The following is a 16,916-nucleotide window of genomic DNA, read 5'->3' on the forward strand; positions in this document are numbered from 1 at the left end:
ACACTGTCACAACTGACGATCCACTTTCCAGATCGCTTGGAAAAATACATCAGCTTATGAGGCCATTTGGCTGACACAGAGTTTTGAACATCCTCTAAATAGTGGAAGGAAGATGGCAGACACCTACGCCATTCCATTAATCAAGACTAGTAATTATTAAGAGAAAGTGACCGCATGCTGTTCCAAACCAGAATACTGGGTATTAACCTTGACCTTACTATTGGGTCAGAAGGAAAGAATACATACACTCGAGACGCGCTGTGAATACATCCCTGTAAGCTCGTAATCGGCATTCATGCCTCATACGGTCCCGAGCGCAGTGTATTCTTTCCTTCCCTCTTTTTAGTAACAGAGACCTAGTTGCGTCGAACCAGCCCAGGTATCCAGTTACTTCAAGGCTCCTGTGAATAGCGGCCATCGCCTCACGTAAGCGCTGGGTCCAGAGCCTTAGTTTTTCACCATCGCAACCTGACCCACAGATGCAAAGATGCAAAGATGCAAAGATGCAAAGATGCAAAGATGCAAGTCAACAAATCTACCAGGTAAGCGCTCTCCATATTCTCCGAAAAATCGAGCATTTATTTACCATTTATCGGCTGGTAAATATATTTTTTCATTTTTACACCTTGTTATTATCGCGCTAAAATTACAATACCGGACCTTCCATAGAAGATAGAATTTTCTCTGTCTCAACCTTTCCAAACCGGGCCAATGTCAATGTATTCAAAAAACTGCCAAGATTCTTTCAACACTTTAAGGGTACCTCTATACACCAGCAATAAGATTGCCCAGTGGATAAACGGATTTGCATTTTAGTGTTTTAAAATTAAATCTAAAGGATTTCTATTTCACACTCAAAATTTCTGGCAACCATTAATTATTGAGCAAATCCACTATTTATTATCCGTTAATGGTGACCTATCCTTAACCACAACTATTGGCAAGGAAAAATCCTGCCAGGCACGTTACAATCCGGGCGAAACATATCCTGGAGAAGCCCCTTGCGGCAAGATACTGCGAATTACCAGAAATTGTTCCTGGATGATACCCCTTTGATGGATGTTCGTGCAGCGGTGGAATTCCAAAGGGGTGCCTTCCCCTGCTCCGAAAACCACCCCCTTCTAGATGACCGGCAGCGAGAACTGGTTGGCACCGAATACAAAAATCAAGGCCAGCAAGCCGCTATCGCATTGGGCTGGAAGCTGGCTACGCAGGGGGTGGTAGAGGATCGCTTGTTCGCCTGGAAAACCTTTATCGATAAGTTCCCCCAAGGCTATCTCTACTGTTTTCGTGGAGGCCTGCGTTCGCGCACCACACAAAAAATACTATGTGATGAAGGCATTGATTATCCGTTGATAGAGGGGGGCTACAAGGCCATGCGCAACTACCTCCTCAATGAGTTGGAAAACCACAGCCGGCAGCTGTCGCTGGTCGTCATAGCCGGCCACACAGGCTGTGGGAAAACAGAACTGATCCAATCCACCCCCCGTGCCCTGGATCTCGAAGCCATCGCCCAACATCGTGGCTCCAGTTTTGGCCGCACCGGACAAGAACAGCCGTCCCAAATTGATTTCGAGAACCGGGTAAGTATTGATTTGTTAAAACTGGCCCAAGCACCTGGACAAGTTTTTGTTGAAGATGAAAGCCGTTTAATTGGCCGTTGTGCCCTACCGCCAGTACTGCAAGCCGCCATGAAAGTAGCTCCGAGAGTACTCGTTGAAGAGTCCCTAGAAAATCGAGCCCGCCGTATAGTCCGAGATTATGTCAATAGAGCACTGCCACGTTTTGGCTCTGCAGATATTTCCGCAGCAGCCGATCTGGGAGAGGACTTGCGCAATAACCTGAGTAAGATACGCAAACGCCTGGGCGGGCTGCGTTACCAACAGCTGGATACACAACTGGCCGAAGCTAATCGGGAACTCGAACATAGTGGCAACAGCGAGGCTTATATCCCTTTGGTTATGGCTCTATTGCGGGAATACTACGATGGCAGTTACACCTACTTAATGAAAAAGCGCAAGAGCGAAGTTCTTTTCTGCGGAAACCACTGCGAAGTGCAAGACTGGCTCAGGGATAGAGAAACCGCAGGGATATAAATAACGCCAGGAAGGAAACCTACCTCAGGCCTTGTGTGCCAGGCGGTTTAATTTAAAACGGCGCAACAAAATCCAGTCCTTCAGGCCACTCGGCAACCAACGCGCGAGCCACGGCAACAGGCTACTGCGGTTGCCAATTCTCACCAGTGTACGGGGGCGCTTACGCAGTAGCTCCCGCACCAACCTTCGCGCCAAAGTACTGGCCAAGGTGGCATTTTGCTGTGACTCTTGGGCACGTGCACGCACTGCTTCTTCTTGGCGCTTGTATAAGGAATCCGGGGGCAGGAGTCCACGCAGTGACACCTCTGCATGGCGGCCAAATTCCGAAGCGATAGCACCTGGCTGCACCGTCATCACCCGAATGCCGAAGGGCTTTAATTCAAGGCGTAATACTTCTGAGAGAGTGTGCAGTGCCGCCTTGGAAGCACAATAGGCGCCAGAAAAAGGCGTTGCTAACACGCCGGAAACAGAACCGATATTGCACACAATGCCACCCCGCCCTGCACGCATTAGCGGCACGCAGGCGCGCACCAGAGCGAGCGGCGCAAATACATTGGTACGGAACTGCTTTTCTAGTGCACGTGTGTCCAGTTCCAGCAGAGGGCCCATCTGACCATAACCGGCATTGTTAATTAAAATATCCAGGCGTCCATAAGCGGCCTTCAAGGCATGCACAACACGGTTAATATCCGCCTGGCAATTAACATCCAAGGCCTCGGTGGCAATACCGAGGTCGGCCAGCTCTTGCAGGCTCTCCGGGCGTCGCGCAGTGGCAATAACGATTGTGCCGCGGCGATGTAGCGTCAGGGCCAGCTCCCTCCCAATGCCACTGGAACAGCCGGTAATTAGCGCAACCCTGTCTGGCGCTATATAGCTGCGCCCAATCTGCGCGAGACTCTTAGCGGCAAAGCCCTGATCTGTGGTGCGAAAGCTGGAAACTGGCGGTCTGTTCACGGGACTGCTCCGTTTATTGGTTCGAATTTGGGTTCGAAACCTCCGGCCGAATCTGGGGATACTCAATCAAGCCAAAAATATTGCCAAAAGGGTCGAGAAAACTCGCCATCAACACGCCTTCGCCAACATCAACTACATCGTTGTGCTGCCGCGTCCCCATGGCTCCGAGACGCTCAACCTGGGCGGCCACACTCGCAACCACCCAATAGGCAATCACACCATCCGCGCGGCTGATCGCACTGCGCGCATCTGGATTCAGGCCCAGTTCACACTGGCCTATTCGAAACCCTACATAACAATCGCTATCGAAAAAAGGTTCCTGCTCAAGTAGCTTTGAATACCAGGCTTTGGCTTCAGCAATGTCTGTTACACCGTAAACAACCTTGTGCAAGCCGAGAATCTGCCCCATTTGAGACACCCTGCTGTATAATTTTTATCCACTGGATGGGGCACTCTGGCGCAGCTTACTGCAGCTCCTGTTCCAGCTGCTCCAACAGATCGAGCGGCTCAAGCTCTACCCCGTCCAGTTCATTGTTCCAATTCAGCCCCACCAGTAACACATCCTCGTGCATACCCATGAGCCAGTCATCCATAAATTCTTCCAGGTCGATAGCCACCGCTTCGTAGTTGGCCCAATCGCCTTCACAGTGCATCTCGGCAAACTCGCGCTGGGACCAAAAAGGCATCACCTCTGTGCGTGCGCGCTTTTCCGACTCACACAATGCAAAGCCCTCATCCCCTTGCAGCGCCCAGACACAACCCTGACCAGCAGCCTCGGGCAAAAAGCGCGCGCAGTTTTCTTCAAAATCATCGGTTAGGGGTGTACTTTGCATAACATCTTCACTTCGTGGATTTTCCAGCAGTTTACGTTAGTTTCCCCTCGGTACCAATGCGATAGCCAAGGGCGTATTTTTATTTATCTATCTTTGACTATTCCAACATATAAGCCCTACCACCCTTGTAGGTATGCGAGCCAAATTAGGATTCTCTGTGAAGGTGATATGTTGCCAATAATCGAGTTATGCATTCCTTTCAAATACAGCCATAGACTCCACGTGATCGGTATGTGGGAACATATCCATCACACAGGCCTTGCTCAGGCTATAACCTAGCTGCGCTAACTCACCGGCATCCCGCGCCAAAGTGGCCGGGTTGCAAGACACGTAGACAATTTTTTGCGCATTAAATCGCGCGATGCCTTTTACAACTTGTAATGCGCCACTGCGAGGTGGGTCCAGCAGGATTTTATCGAAACCAACTTTGGCCCAAGGCCGTTTAGTAATTTCTTCATTCAAGTCTGCAGCGTGAAATTGCACATTATTCAATTTATTCAACTCGGCATTTTCCACACCTCTACGAGTAAGCGCAGTCACACCCTCAACACCTATTACCTCACTCGCGCTACGCGCTAAGGGCAAGGTAAAGTTACCCAGGCCGCAAAAAAGATCCAATACACGTTCCTCGGGTTTTGGGTCTAGCAACTGCAAAGCAAGGCCCACCATTGGGCGATTAATTTCGAAGTTCACCTGGACGAAATCCAGCGGCTGAAAGCGCAGTGTCAGATCAAACTCCGGTAGTCGGTAGCTGAGATAAGCCTCTCCCTGTTCCGGCCACAGGCGTTGAATTGACGACACATCACCAGGTTGTATATACATGTATATACCAGCTGTTGCAGCGAAGCTTATCCAGCGCTCCCGGTCCCCATCCGAAAGTGGCTGCAGATGACGCAGCACTAACGCCGCAGCATTCTCGCCTACGGCTACATCCAGTTGTGAAAAATGTGCTTTGCCATCGCATTCAGCGACTAATTTCTTCAGTGCGGGTATCTGCTGCGCAATAGTCGGGTGTAATACATGGCACTCATTGATATTGGTCAAATCGTTGCTGCGTTTTTCACGAAAACCAAAAATCAATTCCCTACCCTTGTGGGATTTCACCTGGCGAATACCAATACGCGCCTTTCGCCGATAACCATAAGGTTCCGCAACCAGGGGAGCTAATATTTCCTTGGGTTCAATACCCCCAATACGGATAAGTTGATCAAGTAATATTTTTTGCTTCTCAACAATTTGTGTATCTGCTTGAAGATGTTGCACCGAGCAACCACCACAAAGACTGACATGGGGACATCGCGGTACGCAACGCTGTGGGGATGCCTGTAAAATTTCCACCGCCGAACCCTCATCGAAGCGGGCCCGCCGAGCACTATAGCGAAAACGTACTTTCTCACCAGGCAGAGCGTTATCAATAAATACAGTCTTCCCTGCAACCCGGGCAATTCCACGCATATCGTGGCTGAATTTTTCTACACAAGCCTCGGCCTGGACCGGCAAGGTTTTGTTCGCCGGCTTTCGCGAAGTAATAAAACGCGGTTTTTTATTCATGTTAATCAATTGAATATTCGAAACATCTGAATTGCACTGGTAATTCTTACACAGTGAGGCGGTGGCCATTGTCGCGCAACCAGCGGCGCAACTCCTTGAAGCGGGGACATATACTCTGCACCAACAACCAGAAGTCACGGCTGTGATTGTGGTGCCGCAAATGGCAGACCTCATGGGCAACGAGATAATCCACTACCGGCTCAGGTGCCAAGCAAATCAACCAGTTATACTGCAGCTCCCCGCGAATACTGCAATGTCCCCACTTGCTTTTGGTGCGGCGTACACGCACCGAAGAAAATGTCACTCCCAGTTGGTCTGCCATCAGCTGGGATTTCTCTGTCAACATAGCCAGTGCTTCACGCTGATATAAACGCTGTAAGGCACTCTGTAGTTGCTCCTGTCCGGGAGATTGGGCGCGTGTGTAGAGAAGAATCGACGCCTCACCAATTCCCGCGGCTCTTGTGTTGGCCGCGCGCTCAAGGGGCATCAACTTGCCGAGCCAGGGAAATTGCTCTCCAAAAATATAGCGATAATGCGGCACCTGGGATGCACGCTGATTGGCAGCGAGCAACTGGGCACGCACCCATTGGATATTTTCCTGCAGGAACTGATGGCCGTGGCGTGCCGCACAACGCTGCGGAATACGCACTTCCACTCCGGACTGAGCCAATACCAATCCCAGTCGCTTGCGCCTCGGTGAACGCACCAGGCGATAAGGTATGTCCTCGAAAATAAACTCGCTGGCTTCACTCACTGGAAGAGCCCCAGAGGGCTCTGGCATTTACTGCCCACCATGGGCTACTACCGCCATGGTAATACGGGAAATACAACTTAACTTGCCACTGGGCGCATAGATCAAGATCTCCCACACCTGACTGCTGCGTCCAATATGTACAGGTTTGGCCCTGCCGGTTACCTCACCTTCCGATACTGGACGTAAATGATTGGCGTTAATTTCCTGGCCAACACAGTAGTACTTGCTAGTGTCCACCAATAAATTGGCGCCAACCGAACCCAGGGTCTCCGCCAACACCACATTGGCACCACCGTGTAATATCCCAAAAGGCTGGCGGGTACGATGATCCACTGGCAGTTTGCCCTCCAGGTAATCTTCACCGATAGCCGTAAATTCCAAGCCGAGATAACCGGGCATAGATTGCGCGCTGCCCTGATTAATTTCTTCCAGAGTGGGGGTAGTGTGCCAAATTGCCATGAAAAAATTCTCTAAAAATAAAATCCAGGAAGTCACAACCGGGGTTTATCCTCACGCACATGCACCACCTGTGAACTCACCAATAAAAAAAGGCGGAGGAAAAAAAGCCGCGAGGATATAGGCCAGGGGTGAAATAGTGGGGTCCAAAAAGTCCGTAATGATGTAATTCCAAATCCAACATGCGCAATTCCCATTCAAGTCGGCTGTGCTGGAAGTACAGGGCGCGACGCTGGCTGTCACTATCAGTATGCCTGAGGGCGTGATGCAGGGAATAAAGTTCTCGCTCCAGATTATCGCGTCGCCACAATAACTTGCGATAATGTTGCTCAATCCGATATTCAGCGAAGCCGCGCTGGTAATTCTCCTCAAAGAGGTCAGCGGTGGGGCCAGTACACACCCCTTCGTAACTACGTCCCCGGCGCCCTTGTTGATAGCCGTTATCTGGGGTACAGAATTGCTCCACTCCCTCCTCGTGACCGCGCAACCAGGCCTCATTGTCTACGTAAATTTCGTAGCTCTGACATTCCTGTGCTAAATCCTGCACCAGAGACTGAGAGCGCCCGCGGGCACCATCTTGGACACCGCGCTCATACCAGAGGCCAGAGCGACACTCGTCTTCGGAAATCACCGCACAACCACTTAATACAACAGCAAAAATCAGCAGGGTTACATTCAGTCTCGCAAACATGGGGGCGGCCTCCCGTATTAGTTATTGTTCTCCCGCTAAAAAAATCAGCCGAAACGCTTATCTGCCACAAATGGGTTGGTTTGGCGTTCCTGACCGAATGTAGACATGGGGCCGTGACCCGGTACAAATCGCACTTCATCACCGAGCGGCCAGAGGCGCTTTTTTATCGAGCGGATCAGAGTATCGTGGTCTCCCTGGGGAAAATCGGTTCGCCCTATAGATCCAGCAAATAGCACATCGCCCACCAAAGCCAGCTTACTCTGACGGTGAAAAAACACCACGTGACCCGGTGTATGACCAGGACAGTGATGTACTTCCAGCTCTTCATCGCCGACGCTAACGGTATCGCCCTGCTCCAGCCAACGGTTTGGAGTAAAGACTTCCACTGCGGGGAAACCGAACATCTGTGCCTGTACCGGCAGCTGTTCTATCCAAAAATTATCGTCTTGATGCGGCCCCTCAACAGGTAGTTGCAGCTGCTTGGACAGAGCTGCTGTGCCCCCAACATGATCCAAATGACCGTGGGTGAGGAGTATCTTCTCCAGCTTGAGGCCACGCTCCTCTACAGCGGCGAGGATCTTGTCGATGTCACCACCCGGGTCCACTACTGCTGCACGCTTGCTGTCTTCACACCAAAGCAGCGTACAGTTCTGCTGAAAGGGAGTAACCGGGACCGAATGAAATTGCAGCGACATAGGCGAGACCTATCCTTTATGGGAACAGTTGCGGGAATCCGCAATTATACCGCGACTGCTCGCTGAGATCGCTGCGCCGCAGCAGAACTTCCACGGTTACCGTTTTTTAGCAGGCTGCGTAAGTCCTCAAGTAGCTGTTCTATTACCAATTCACTGCGCCAGTAGTCTTCGAGGGGCAGCAATTGCGATATAGCACCACTTCTATGATGGCCGCTGAGCTCAGAGGTTTCGTAATCCCGAAATACTGCTTGGTTGTAGGTGGGGCCGAGGGGTTTTAGGGGCCAGCCAAACAGGTCATCTGGATGATAGAAGTTCTTCCAACGGAAGCGGTAGCCACGGGAATCCGCCGTTACCGCCTGGATCTGTTCACGCGCCCTACCGGCACACCAGAGCGGTAGGCTGGGACCCAGCGTATACCAATGACTCAGGGTTTTCAGGCGCAGGAAGCGCTCGCGGGCAGAGCCCTTGCGAACATCGCCTGGCCCTCCATCGCGCCAAATACCGTGGCTGACATTGGAGCGTTGGGCATCCCAGAGATAGTTGGAAAAATTGAGACAAGCTAATGAGTGGCTCAGCAACACCACCGGAGTGCGTTCACCAGCTGCCACAGCGGCATTTTGGAGCGTACGATATATTGCTCTCTGGTTTTTTTCATAAATTCCATCGCGCTGCTGTATATCTCCCATCTGAGCAGCGCCCTGAGCCATACTGCAAAGCAGGAATTTACGCGCTCGCAGACAGTCGATCTCACTTTTGCGCATGCCCTGGAATACCCGCTCAATATTGCCCTGCAAAGACTCCACTGGAGTCAGCGTATCGCAATAAAGGCGCTGCCAGTCCTCCCCCAGCTCAGCCTCCAACGCCGAAAACAGCGGCTGCGTAAACCCCCTCTGCCCTACGCTTGTAGCGGCCAGGACCACAATATCTTTCATAGTTGCCTCTTCTTATTATTGTCTTATTGTCGAAGTGGCGCCCATATCTCTCAGCGCACTATCAATGATCCAAACTGAATCTACCGCGTAAAAAGTTTCATGTGTATCGGCAGTACAGCTGGCCGGGAGAACTGGTGAATTGCCGGGATTAAACGGCGATTCAGAATCACTGGCAGTTCCTGTTTGATCGTCGGATTGGGGCACAGGGAGGTGTCTCTGTCGGCGACCACCCTTTGGATCGGTATGACTGATTTGATCCGGTCACTAATATACTGCCCAAAGCGAAGCCCGCGCCACCCTTATTCGAGACAAGTCTACCAATTTTACCCCCGCCCCAAGCTGTCACATTAGCGCTCTCCTGGTGCATAATATCTTTTGTATAAAAATCAGACGCTTAAAACAAACTCGCCCGCTGCGATGCTATTAACCTCTAAATACAGCCTTCCGGACTGCCCCGAGCACGCCCTGGTACGTCCGCGCCTGCTGTCGCTACTCAACGACTGCCATAGCGACCAGCTCCTTCTAATCACCGCGCCCGCGGGTTATGGCAAAACGACTCTGGTCACCTCCTGGGCCGCGAGCCAGGATAATCCCGTGGCCTGGTATACCCTCGACTCCAGCGACAATGAGCCGAGTCAGTTCTGCCGCTATCTGGTAGAGAGTGTGCACCGCGCTACAGGCAATGGTGTGCCGCAGACTCTTCAGCTATTGGCAGCACCCCAATGCCCAGATCCGACTACTACTATCAGCCATTTGCTAGCCGAGTTGCGGGGCCTGCCCAGTGAACTGCGTATTGTGCTGGACGACTATCACCAGATTGATAACCAGGCTGTACACGACACTACCTGTTTTCTCCTGCGTCACGCACCAGCCGGTGTCGGTATAGCCCTCACCAGCCGCAGCCAACCTCCCCTGGGTTTGGCCACCTTACGAGTACAGGGGCGCCTGTTGGAACTGGGTAGCGATAGCCTGGCTCTCAACACCGAGGAAATTGCCCAGTTCCTCAAACAACGTCTGCCATTTACCCTGGATGTTGACCGCGCCGCCCAACTGCACCATTTGAGTGAAGGCTGGCCACCAGCGGTACAGCTGTTCACCCTCTCAGTACGCAACCGCAGGGAAGTGGACCGCTATCTGGCGGAGCTGGAACAGGGCCACAGCCATATCCTCGACTATCTCGCAGAAGAAGTATTAGAGCAGCTGGAGCCGCAGCTGCGCGAGCTGCTTGCACGCACCTCAATTCTGACCCGCGTAAACGGCCAGCTGGCGGAGCGCCTGAGCGGCCGTGAAGACGGCCAACAGCTACTGGAAGAGGCCGCGCGGCGCGGTCTCTTCCTGCAAGCACAGGATTCTAGCCATCAATGGTTTCGCTTCCATCCGGTATTCGCACGCTTCCTACAGCGCCAGCTGAACGATCGAAACCAGTTGCTGGAGCTGCACAGTATCGCCTGTGACTCTTGGCAAGAATTGAGCCAACCGGTGGAAGCCCTGCGCCACGCTCTCGCCGGCGGAGACCGTGAACGTTTACACCAACTGCTGAATGAGCAGGGGGAACTCCTGCTGCGCGGCGGCCAGTCCCGTTTGTTACGGGATTGCCTGGAGTGGCTGGGAGCTGAGGAGCTGCAGCACAGCGCGCGCTTCACCCTGTTATCTGCGAAGATGGCAAGGGAGAATTTCGAATACGATCAGTGCGAGAAATACCTGGCTGCCGCCGAGAGCCAGCTGCAACGCCAGGACCCGCAGCAGTGGCGCCTGTACGAGGGCGCATTCGCAACTATGCGCGCTCAGGTCGCCATCGCCCGCGGCCAGACCCTGCAAGCCAAGGAGTATGCCGAGGAAGCTCTGGGGTTATTGCGCAGTGAACAACTGGGAGAGCGAATTTCCGCATTGCTAGTCACCGGGGAAACCAGCTTTTGCCTCGGTGCCTTGGAACAAGCCAGCGCCCATATGCAGGAAGTGGAAGCCCTGGCTGTTGCCGAGAAAGATATTCCCAGCGCCGCCTGGGCCATCTGCCAGCAAACCGAGATCGCTTTTGCCCAGGGCCTTTTAAAGAAATCCGCCTCGCTGCAGGAAAAAGTGTACAACCTGGTGCAGAAGCACCACCTCTCGACTCTGCCGATTTCCGAATTTGTCTGCAGGTTGCGCGGTCAGCTGCAGTGGGAGCGAGGCGACCTGGAGGGCGCTGAACGCTCCGCCCGCCGCGGTATGCAGATCAATCGCAAAGTAGGTGAGCACTGGCTATTGCCGGAATATACGCTGTTACTGAAAATCGCCCAGGCACGTGGTGAAAAAGAAGAATCGCAGGAATGGCTCGATCGCATCGGGCGCCTCCTGTCCGGCGAACGCTACCACCGCGACTGGGTTGCCAATGCAGACGCTACCCGCATTCGAACCTGGCGCGCCCTCGGTAACCAGAACGCCATCGCCACCTGGCTGGAGCAGACCGCTCCAGTGGCGGACAGACCCAGCAATCATTTTGAACAATGCCATGGGCGCAACCATGTACGCGCATTGATCGATCTACACCGCTGGTCCGATGCCAACCGCTTGCTGAGCCGCTTGCAGCAAGTGGCCAGGGAATGTGGCTTGGTAACCGACCGCCTACGCAATCGCGTACTCGAATCACACCTGCTGTGGTTACGCAAACAACACGATGAATCTGTTGAGGCAATTGCCGAGGCCCTGCAACTGGCCGCAGGCTGGGAATTCCGCGCCAGCTTCCTGCAAATCGGCAAACCCCTGATCGTCATTCTCAAAGCCGCCCTGGAGTACGGACTTGATGAGGCTGAATCCAATAAAGCTCAGGAACTGATTCGGATAACTCAGCAGCAGCCGGAACTGGATGGCGGTATTCGCATAGAACTGGACGACACCATCATCCGGGAGATTCTGGCCAGCGATGCGGTGCCGGATTTTCTGCGTCACTCACCGCTGACCCCCAGGGAGTGGCAGGTGCTTAACGCTATTCACTCTGGGCTGTCGAACGAGCGCATTGCCCGCCACTTCAAAGTGGCACCCAGTACCATTAAGACCCATATCCGCAGTCTTTACCAAAAGTTGGATGTGAAGGACCGCCAAGAGGCCATCGCCTTGGCCGAGCAGATGCTGCGTTCGGTGCAGGACCGACCTTAAACACACCAGGCGCCACTTCCGAGCCGCGCTTGGGCACAGGGATGTGCCGCACCAATACGCCTTTTAACTCACTATAATATGGCGACACACCTTGGGTGAGTCGTATTTTGGTGTTGTTTGCAATCGCTCTCCCCCAATGCACCACAATTCTCAGCCCCTCCCCCCTGGGCGGGGAGGAGGTAGCCCGCTGTACGCTACTCCATACTCAGCGCATCCTTCCAGTGTGGGCAAGCCTCACACTTCGAATAATGAAAAAAGGCAGTAATCCATGAGCGGCAACAGCACCGAGTGGTGGCGCAACAGTGTTATTTACCAGATTTATCCTCGCAGCTTCTGTGATTCCAATGGCGATGGTATCGGTGATCTTCCCGGTATTATACAAAAGCTGGATTACGTGAAATCCCTCGGTGTAGATGCCATTTGGATTTCTCCCTTCTTCAAATCCCCAATGGTGGATTTCGGCTATGACGTGGCTGACTATCGCGATGTCGATCCTATTTTTGGCCAGCTGCAGGATTTTGACCGACTTATTGAGGCCGCACACGAGCGCGGACTGAAAATTATTATCGACCAGATTCTGAGCCACACTTCAGACCAGCACCCCTGGTTTGAGCAGAGTCGCTCCAGTCGCGATAACTCCAAAGCGGACTGGTATATATGGCAAGATCCAAAAGCCGATGGCAATCCACCAAATAACTGGGTATCCGTTTTTGGCGGTGGTTCCTGGCGCTGGTGCACCCGTCGTCGCCAGTACTACCTGGCCAATTTTCTCAAGGAACAACCGGATCTCAATGTGCACAACCCCGAGGTGCAGGAGCAACTCCTGGCCGATATGAAGTTTTGGCTGGACCGCGGAGTGGATGGTTTTCGCTTGGACGCCGTGAATTTTATTTTCCACCAACAGGCGCTTGCTGATAATCCAGCACGCCCTCTAAGGCTGGATGAAAAAGGCTTGCCACCGGTAAATCTCTACGATTACCAATGGCACAAAAATGATAAATCCCAGCCGGAAAACCTGGTGTTTTTGCAGCGTGTGCGCCAGCTAATGGAGCAATACCCAGACACAGTAACCGTGGGTGAAGTGGGTGACGACAACACCCACAAAATCATGACCGATTACACCACGGAAAATCGCTTGAATATGGCTTACTCCTTCGATCTGCTAACCGAAGATTGCAGCGCCGAATTCCTGCGTGAAACACTGGAGAAGAACCGTGAGGTGATCGAAAGAGGCTGGCCCTGCTGGTCCATCAGCAACCACGATGTGCCCCGATCAATTACACGCTGGAACAAAGGTTTTAGTGCTGAATTGGCGCAGACTCGCGCCCCCCTGTTCCTTCTTATGCAATTAACCCTACGCGGCAGTGTGTGCCTATACCAGGGCGAGGAGCTTGGCTTACCCGAAGCGGATATCGCATTTGAGGACCTGGTTGATCCCTATGGCATCAATCTCTGGCCTGAGTTCAAAGGCCGCGATGGCTGCCGTACGCCAATGCCCTGGGTGCAAGCAGAAAAAAATGCAGGTTTTTCCACAAATAAACCGTGGCTGCCGGTTTCCCAGGAACATCAAAATCTTGCCGTCAGTGTGCAGGAAGACAGCCAGCATTCCATGCTCAACCAGTTCCGCTCTCTGATCGAGTGGCATCGCGCGTTGCCGGTGAGCCTGGCAACAGCTCAACAGGAAGTGATCAATACCAGTAACGATTTGATGGTATTCATCCGCCGTACTGCAGATGAGGAATTCCTAGTCATCCTGAACCTGGGAAAAAACAATGAGCAATATACCCTCCCCTCAGAGTTTATCAGCGCCAAAGAAATCACCCCAAAGCTATTTAAAAACCAACACGGGGGGGCTGTGATCACCCTGGCTCCAGCCGGAGCCTGTATTCTGCATCGCAAAAACTCGTAAGCAAAAGCCTATGTCAAATAAATTAACTCCCCATAAAGCGGCTATAGCTGCGGGCTGAAAATTCAGGAAAATCCTCTCCACCTCTCCCAGGGAAAAGTGTGTTCTTCTGTGTCTCTGCAACGTCATCTTATCCTTCCGACGTCTACTTCCTTGCCGGCCTGGTGCCGGCTTTTTTAGTTTGTAAAGCTCGAAAAGGGCAACTGCATGAGAATTTTTCTTTGGCAAAATCCTGCAGTCAGTTCTCGCAACATTTTCCCCAACCCAGGCTGCTAAATTAAGTACTTAGGCAAGCCCATTATTTAGCCATTTACTTTTCGCACGGCCTCCAAGCACAAATCTCACGACTAAATGGAATAGACCCGTGCCAATATCCGAGCCTGAGTCAGAAAGAAGCGACACCCCGGAAGCAGAATCCGGGAGCGGCCAAATAGACCTGCAAAAGGCAGATCTAACAGCCGTCTATTCAGCCCTGCAAACCTCTCCCAAGGGACTAACCCAGGCCGAAGCCAAAACACGTCTTGAGCGATACGGCCCCAATAGTATCCAAGAAAAAGAGCAGAGCGCGCTGCTCAAGTTCCTTCGCTTTTTCTGGGGGCCCATTCCCTGGATGATCGAAGCTGCCGCCCTGCTATCTGCGCTTATCGGCCACTGGCCTGACTTTGCCATCATTATGGCCTTGCTCCTATATAACGCCGTAGCAGGGTTCTGGCAGGAGCATAAGGCCTCCAACGCACTCGCAGCACTGAAAGCCAGTATGGCTCCGCAGGCAGAAGTGCTAAGAGATGGAAAGTTCCAAATTGTTGCCGCAGCCGATGTAGTTCCCGGCGATATTGTTCGCATTAAACTTGGCCAGGTAGTACCTGCAGATGTACGTTTTATCGATGGAAAATCTATCAGTATTGACCAAGCCGCACTTACCGGTGAATCCTTACCAGCAAGTAAAAAGATTGGAGATATTGGCTACTCCAGTAGTATCGCCAAACGCGGAGAAATGACTGCGGTCACTATTGGTACTGGTCGCAATACTTTTTTTGGACGCACCGCAAAATTAGTAGCTGGTGCCGGACAGGGAGCATCTCACTCACAAAAGGCCGTAACCCATATCGGCGACTTTCTTATTGTACTCTGCTTGGTACTGGCGCTGTTGCTGGTCGGCACCCAGCTATACCGCGATATTGTCATAGCACCCAGCTGGCACTGGTCAGATATTATTAATATTCTGCGTACAGTACTGGTGCTGTTGATCGCTTCAATCCCGGTAGCTATGCCGTCGGTAATCACAGTCACCAATGCCCTCGGTGCCCTGGCACTATCCCGGAAAAAAGCCATAGTGTCACGGCTTGAGTCCATTGAAGAGCTGGCTGGAGTGGATATTCTTTGCTCTGATAAAACCGGTACCCTTACCAAGAACCAGCTAAGCCTACATGACCCGAAACTATTCGGAGCCAAAGACAACACTGAACTTATTCTAGCCGCTGCCCTCGCCTCTGAGCCCGGCTCCAGCGATCCTATAGACCAGGCAATTTTCGCCGGGCTCAAAGATAAAAGCCAAATCAATAAATTTAAGCTCAAGGAATTTACTCCTTTTGACCCAGTTACCAAACGCGCCCAAGCCGAAGTCATTGACCGTCAAGGTAATACCTTGTCATTTTGTAAGGGAGCGCCTCAAGCTGTAATGGCACTGTGCAAAATCAGCGGTCATAGCGCGGAAAAAGCCAAATCCTGCGTTCAGGAACTTGCAACTCGTGGCCTCCGCTCCCTGGGTGTGGCACGGAGCGAGGGTGGGAGTAGCTGGTCTTTGCTTGGAATACTTTCTCTGGAAGACCCTCCAAGGGATGACTCCAAGCAGACAATTAGCCGCGCACGCGAGCATGGCCTGCAAGTGAAAATGATCACCGGAGACGATGTTGCTATTGGGAAGGAAATCGCTGCTCAAGTGGGTATAGGTCAGAATATCTTTGCCGCGGACAATGTTTTCGACCAATCAGAAGATATGGACCACCTGCCAAATAAAGTGGTCGATTGTGTCGAACGAGCCGATGGATTTGGCAGGGTATTTCCCGAACATAAATACGCCATTGTCAAGGCACTTCAAGGGCGGGGCCACCAGGTAGCCATGACCGGAGATGGTGTAAACGATGCACCGGCACTGAAACAGGCCGACTGCGGAATTGCCGTTAGTGGTGCCACAGATGCTGCTCGCGCTGCAGCCGCTATTATTCTCACCGCCCCTGGCCTCTCTACCGTTGTAGATGCTATTGATGAAGCACGAAAAATATTTGAACGCATTATCAATTATGTGCTTTTTCGAGTTTCAATGACCTTGGATATTATGGTGGTTGTGGTCTTCGCCACTATTCTATTTGGCTTCTCGCCCTTGACACCGGTGATGATCGTCCTGGTTGCGCTGCTGGATGATATTCCTATTATGACCATCGCCTATGACAATACATTACTGCCCAAAGAGCCGGTGCACTGGGAAATGCGCGATTTACTGCTGGGCTCTACGATTATAGGGATTTTCTCTATCGCTCAAACAATGGGGCTACTGTTGATCGGCATGGAATGGCTGCAAAACGGTCAATGGCAAGCCTGGACACCTATTAATAAGGAACAAATACAAACTATTATTTTTTTACAGATTGTCGCCGGCGGTCACTTATTATTATTTGTTGTTCGCTCCCGTGCTGCTTTTTATACGAGGCCACTACCTGCCTTGAAGCTGTTTTTTGCCATTGTCGGTACCCAAATTCTCACTGTACTAATGTGCGGCTTCGGCTGGCTGGTTCCGGCTATTCCCTGGCATATTATCGGCCTGGTATGGCTCTATATGATCCTGTGGATGTTTATACTCGACCTGGTAAAGAAACTACTCTATCGCCGCCTACAGGATATATAGGAAATCCACTGAAA

General features: G+C 52.0%; 13 protein-coding genes. 4 read left to right on the forward strand and 9 right to left on the reverse strand.

Annotation, left to right across the window (positions count from 1 at the left end):
* The first annotated feature begins 1,001 nt into the window (after positions 1 to 1,001).
* The gene (gene mnmH / locus ACCI49_RS16495; RefSeq protein WP_371840191.1) at positions 1,002 to 2,096 is read left to right on the forward strand and encodes a tRNA 2-selenouridine(34) synthase MnmH; all 1,095 of its coding nucleotides are present in this window, start codon (positions 1,002 to 1,004) and stop codon (positions 2,094 to 2,096) included.
* 24 nt (positions 2,097 to 2,120) lie between these two features.
* Here mnmH and ACCI49_RS16500 read toward each other — a convergent pair whose 3' ends face one another.
* The 9 genes from ACCI49_RS16500 to ACCI49_RS16540 form a co-directional block, all read right to left on the reverse strand.
* On the reverse strand, positions 2,121 to 3,050 hold the full coding sequence (locus ACCI49_RS16500; protein WP_371840193.1) for an SDR family oxidoreductase: 930 nt from the start codon (positions 3,048 to 3,050) through the stop codon (positions 2,121 to 2,123).
* A 13-nt stretch (positions 3,051 to 3,063) separates the two neighbouring features.
* Complete coding sequence (locus ACCI49_RS16505) at positions 3,064 to 3,459, reverse strand: VOC family protein (protein ID WP_371840194.1); 396 nt, start codon at positions 3,457 to 3,459, stop codon at positions 3,064 to 3,066.
* Between the two features lie 55 nt (positions 3,460 to 3,514).
* A complete protein-coding gene (locus tag ACCI49_RS16510) occupies positions 3,515 to 3,883 on the reverse strand; it encodes a DUF2750 domain-containing protein (RefSeq protein WP_371840196.1) in 369 nt (122 codons plus the stop codon).
* A 186-nt stretch (positions 3,884 to 4,069) separates the two neighbouring features.
* On the reverse strand, positions 4,070 to 5,434 hold the full coding sequence (gene rlmD / locus ACCI49_RS16515) for a 23S rRNA (uracil(1939)-C(5))-methyltransferase RlmD (protein ID WP_371840197.1): 1,365 nt from the start codon (positions 5,432 to 5,434) through the stop codon (positions 4,070 to 4,072).
* Positions 5,435 to 5,480: 46 nt separating this feature from the next.
* A complete protein-coding gene (locus ACCI49_RS16520; RefSeq protein ID WP_371840198.1) occupies positions 5,481 to 6,215 on the reverse strand; it encodes a M48 family metallopeptidase in 735 nt (244 codons plus the stop codon).
* Complete coding sequence (locus ACCI49_RS16525; protein ID WP_371840199.1) at positions 6,216 to 6,647, reverse strand: hotdog fold thioesterase; 432 nt, start codon at positions 6,645 to 6,647, stop codon at positions 6,216 to 6,218.
* 76 nt (positions 6,648 to 6,723) lie between these two features.
* The gene (locus ACCI49_RS16530) at positions 6,724 to 7,335 is read right to left on the reverse strand and encodes a DUF2799 domain-containing protein (protein WP_371840200.1); all 612 of its coding nucleotides are present in this window, start codon (positions 7,333 to 7,335) and stop codon (positions 6,724 to 6,726) included.
* 44 nt (positions 7,336 to 7,379) lie between these two features.
* A complete protein-coding gene (locus ACCI49_RS16535; RefSeq protein WP_371840201.1) occupies positions 7,380 to 8,030 on the reverse strand; it encodes an MBL fold metallo-hydrolase in 651 nt (216 codons plus the stop codon).
* Between the two features lie 44 nt (positions 8,031 to 8,074).
* Complete coding sequence (locus tag ACCI49_RS16540; RefSeq protein ID WP_371840202.1) at positions 8,075 to 8,962, reverse strand: hypothetical protein; 888 nt, start codon at positions 8,960 to 8,962, stop codon at positions 8,075 to 8,077.
* A 375-nt stretch (positions 8,963 to 9,337) separates the two neighbouring features.
* Between ACCI49_RS16540 and malT the strand changes: the two genes are divergently transcribed.
* The 3 genes from malT (at position 9,338) to ACCI49_RS16555 (ending at position 16,902) form a co-directional block, all read left to right on the forward strand.
* Positions 9,338 to 12,094: an HTH-type transcriptional regulator MalT gene (gene malT, locus ACCI49_RS16545; protein ID WP_371840204.1), complete on the forward strand. Its 2,757-nt coding sequence runs from the start codon at positions 9,338 to 9,340 to the stop codon at positions 12,092 to 12,094.
* Positions 12,095 to 12,362: 268 nt separating this feature from the next.
* The gene (locus tag ACCI49_RS16550) at positions 12,363 to 14,003 is read left to right on the forward strand and encodes an alpha-amylase family glycosyl hydrolase (protein ID WP_371840205.1); all 1,641 of its coding nucleotides are present in this window, start codon (positions 12,363 to 12,365) and stop codon (positions 14,001 to 14,003) included.
* 361 nt (positions 14,004 to 14,364) lie between these two features.
* The gene (locus ACCI49_RS16555) at positions 14,365 to 16,902 is read left to right on the forward strand and encodes a plasma-membrane proton-efflux P-type ATPase (RefSeq protein ID WP_371840206.1); all 2,538 of its coding nucleotides are present in this window, start codon (positions 14,365 to 14,367) and stop codon (positions 16,900 to 16,902) included.
* Positions 16,903 to 16,916 lie beyond the last annotated feature (14 nt).

Source organism: Microbulbifer epialgicus (assembly GCF_041447265.1).
Classification (GTDB): Bacteria; Pseudomonadota; Gammaproteobacteria; order Pseudomonadales; family Cellvibrionaceae; genus Microbulbifer; species Microbulbifer epialgicus.

Bases quoted from the DNA above. Each gene is read 5' to 3' on its own strand.
- ACCI49_RS16510 (WP_371840196.1), bottom strand. From the start codon at position 3,883: ATGCAAAGTACACCCCTAACCGATGATTTTGAAGAAAACTGCGCGCGC.
- rlmD (WP_371840197.1), bottom strand. From the start codon at position 5,434: ATGAATAAAAAACCGCGTTTTATTACTTCGCGAAAGCCGGCGAACAAA.
- ACCI49_RS16540 (WP_371840202.1), bottom strand. From the start codon at position 8,962: ATGAAAGATATTGTGGTCCTGGCCGCTACAAGCGTAGGGCAGAGGGGG.
- ACCI49_RS16535 (WP_371840201.1), bottom strand. From the start codon at position 8,030: ATGTCGCTGCAATTTCATTCGGTCCCGGTTACTCCCTTTCAGCAGAAC.
- ACCI49_RS16505 (WP_371840194.1), bottom strand. From the start codon at position 3,459: ATGGGGCAGATTCTCGGCTTGCACAAGGTTGTTTACGGTGTAACAGAC.
- ACCI49_RS16530 (WP_371840200.1), bottom strand. From the start codon at position 7,335: ATGTTTGCGAGACTGAATGTAACCCTGCTGATTTTTGCTGTTGTATTA.
- ACCI49_RS16520 (WP_371840198.1), bottom strand. From the start codon at position 6,215: ATGCCAGAGCCCTCTGGGGCTCTTCCAGTGAGTGAAGCCAGCGAGTTT.
- ACCI49_RS16525 (WP_371840199.1), bottom strand. From the start codon at position 6,647: ATGGCAATTTGGCACACTACCCCCACTCTGGAAGAAATTAATCAGGGC.
- ACCI49_RS16550 (WP_371840205.1), top strand. From the start codon at position 12,363: ATGAGCGGCAACAGCACCGAGTGGTGGCGCAACAGTGTTATTTACCAG.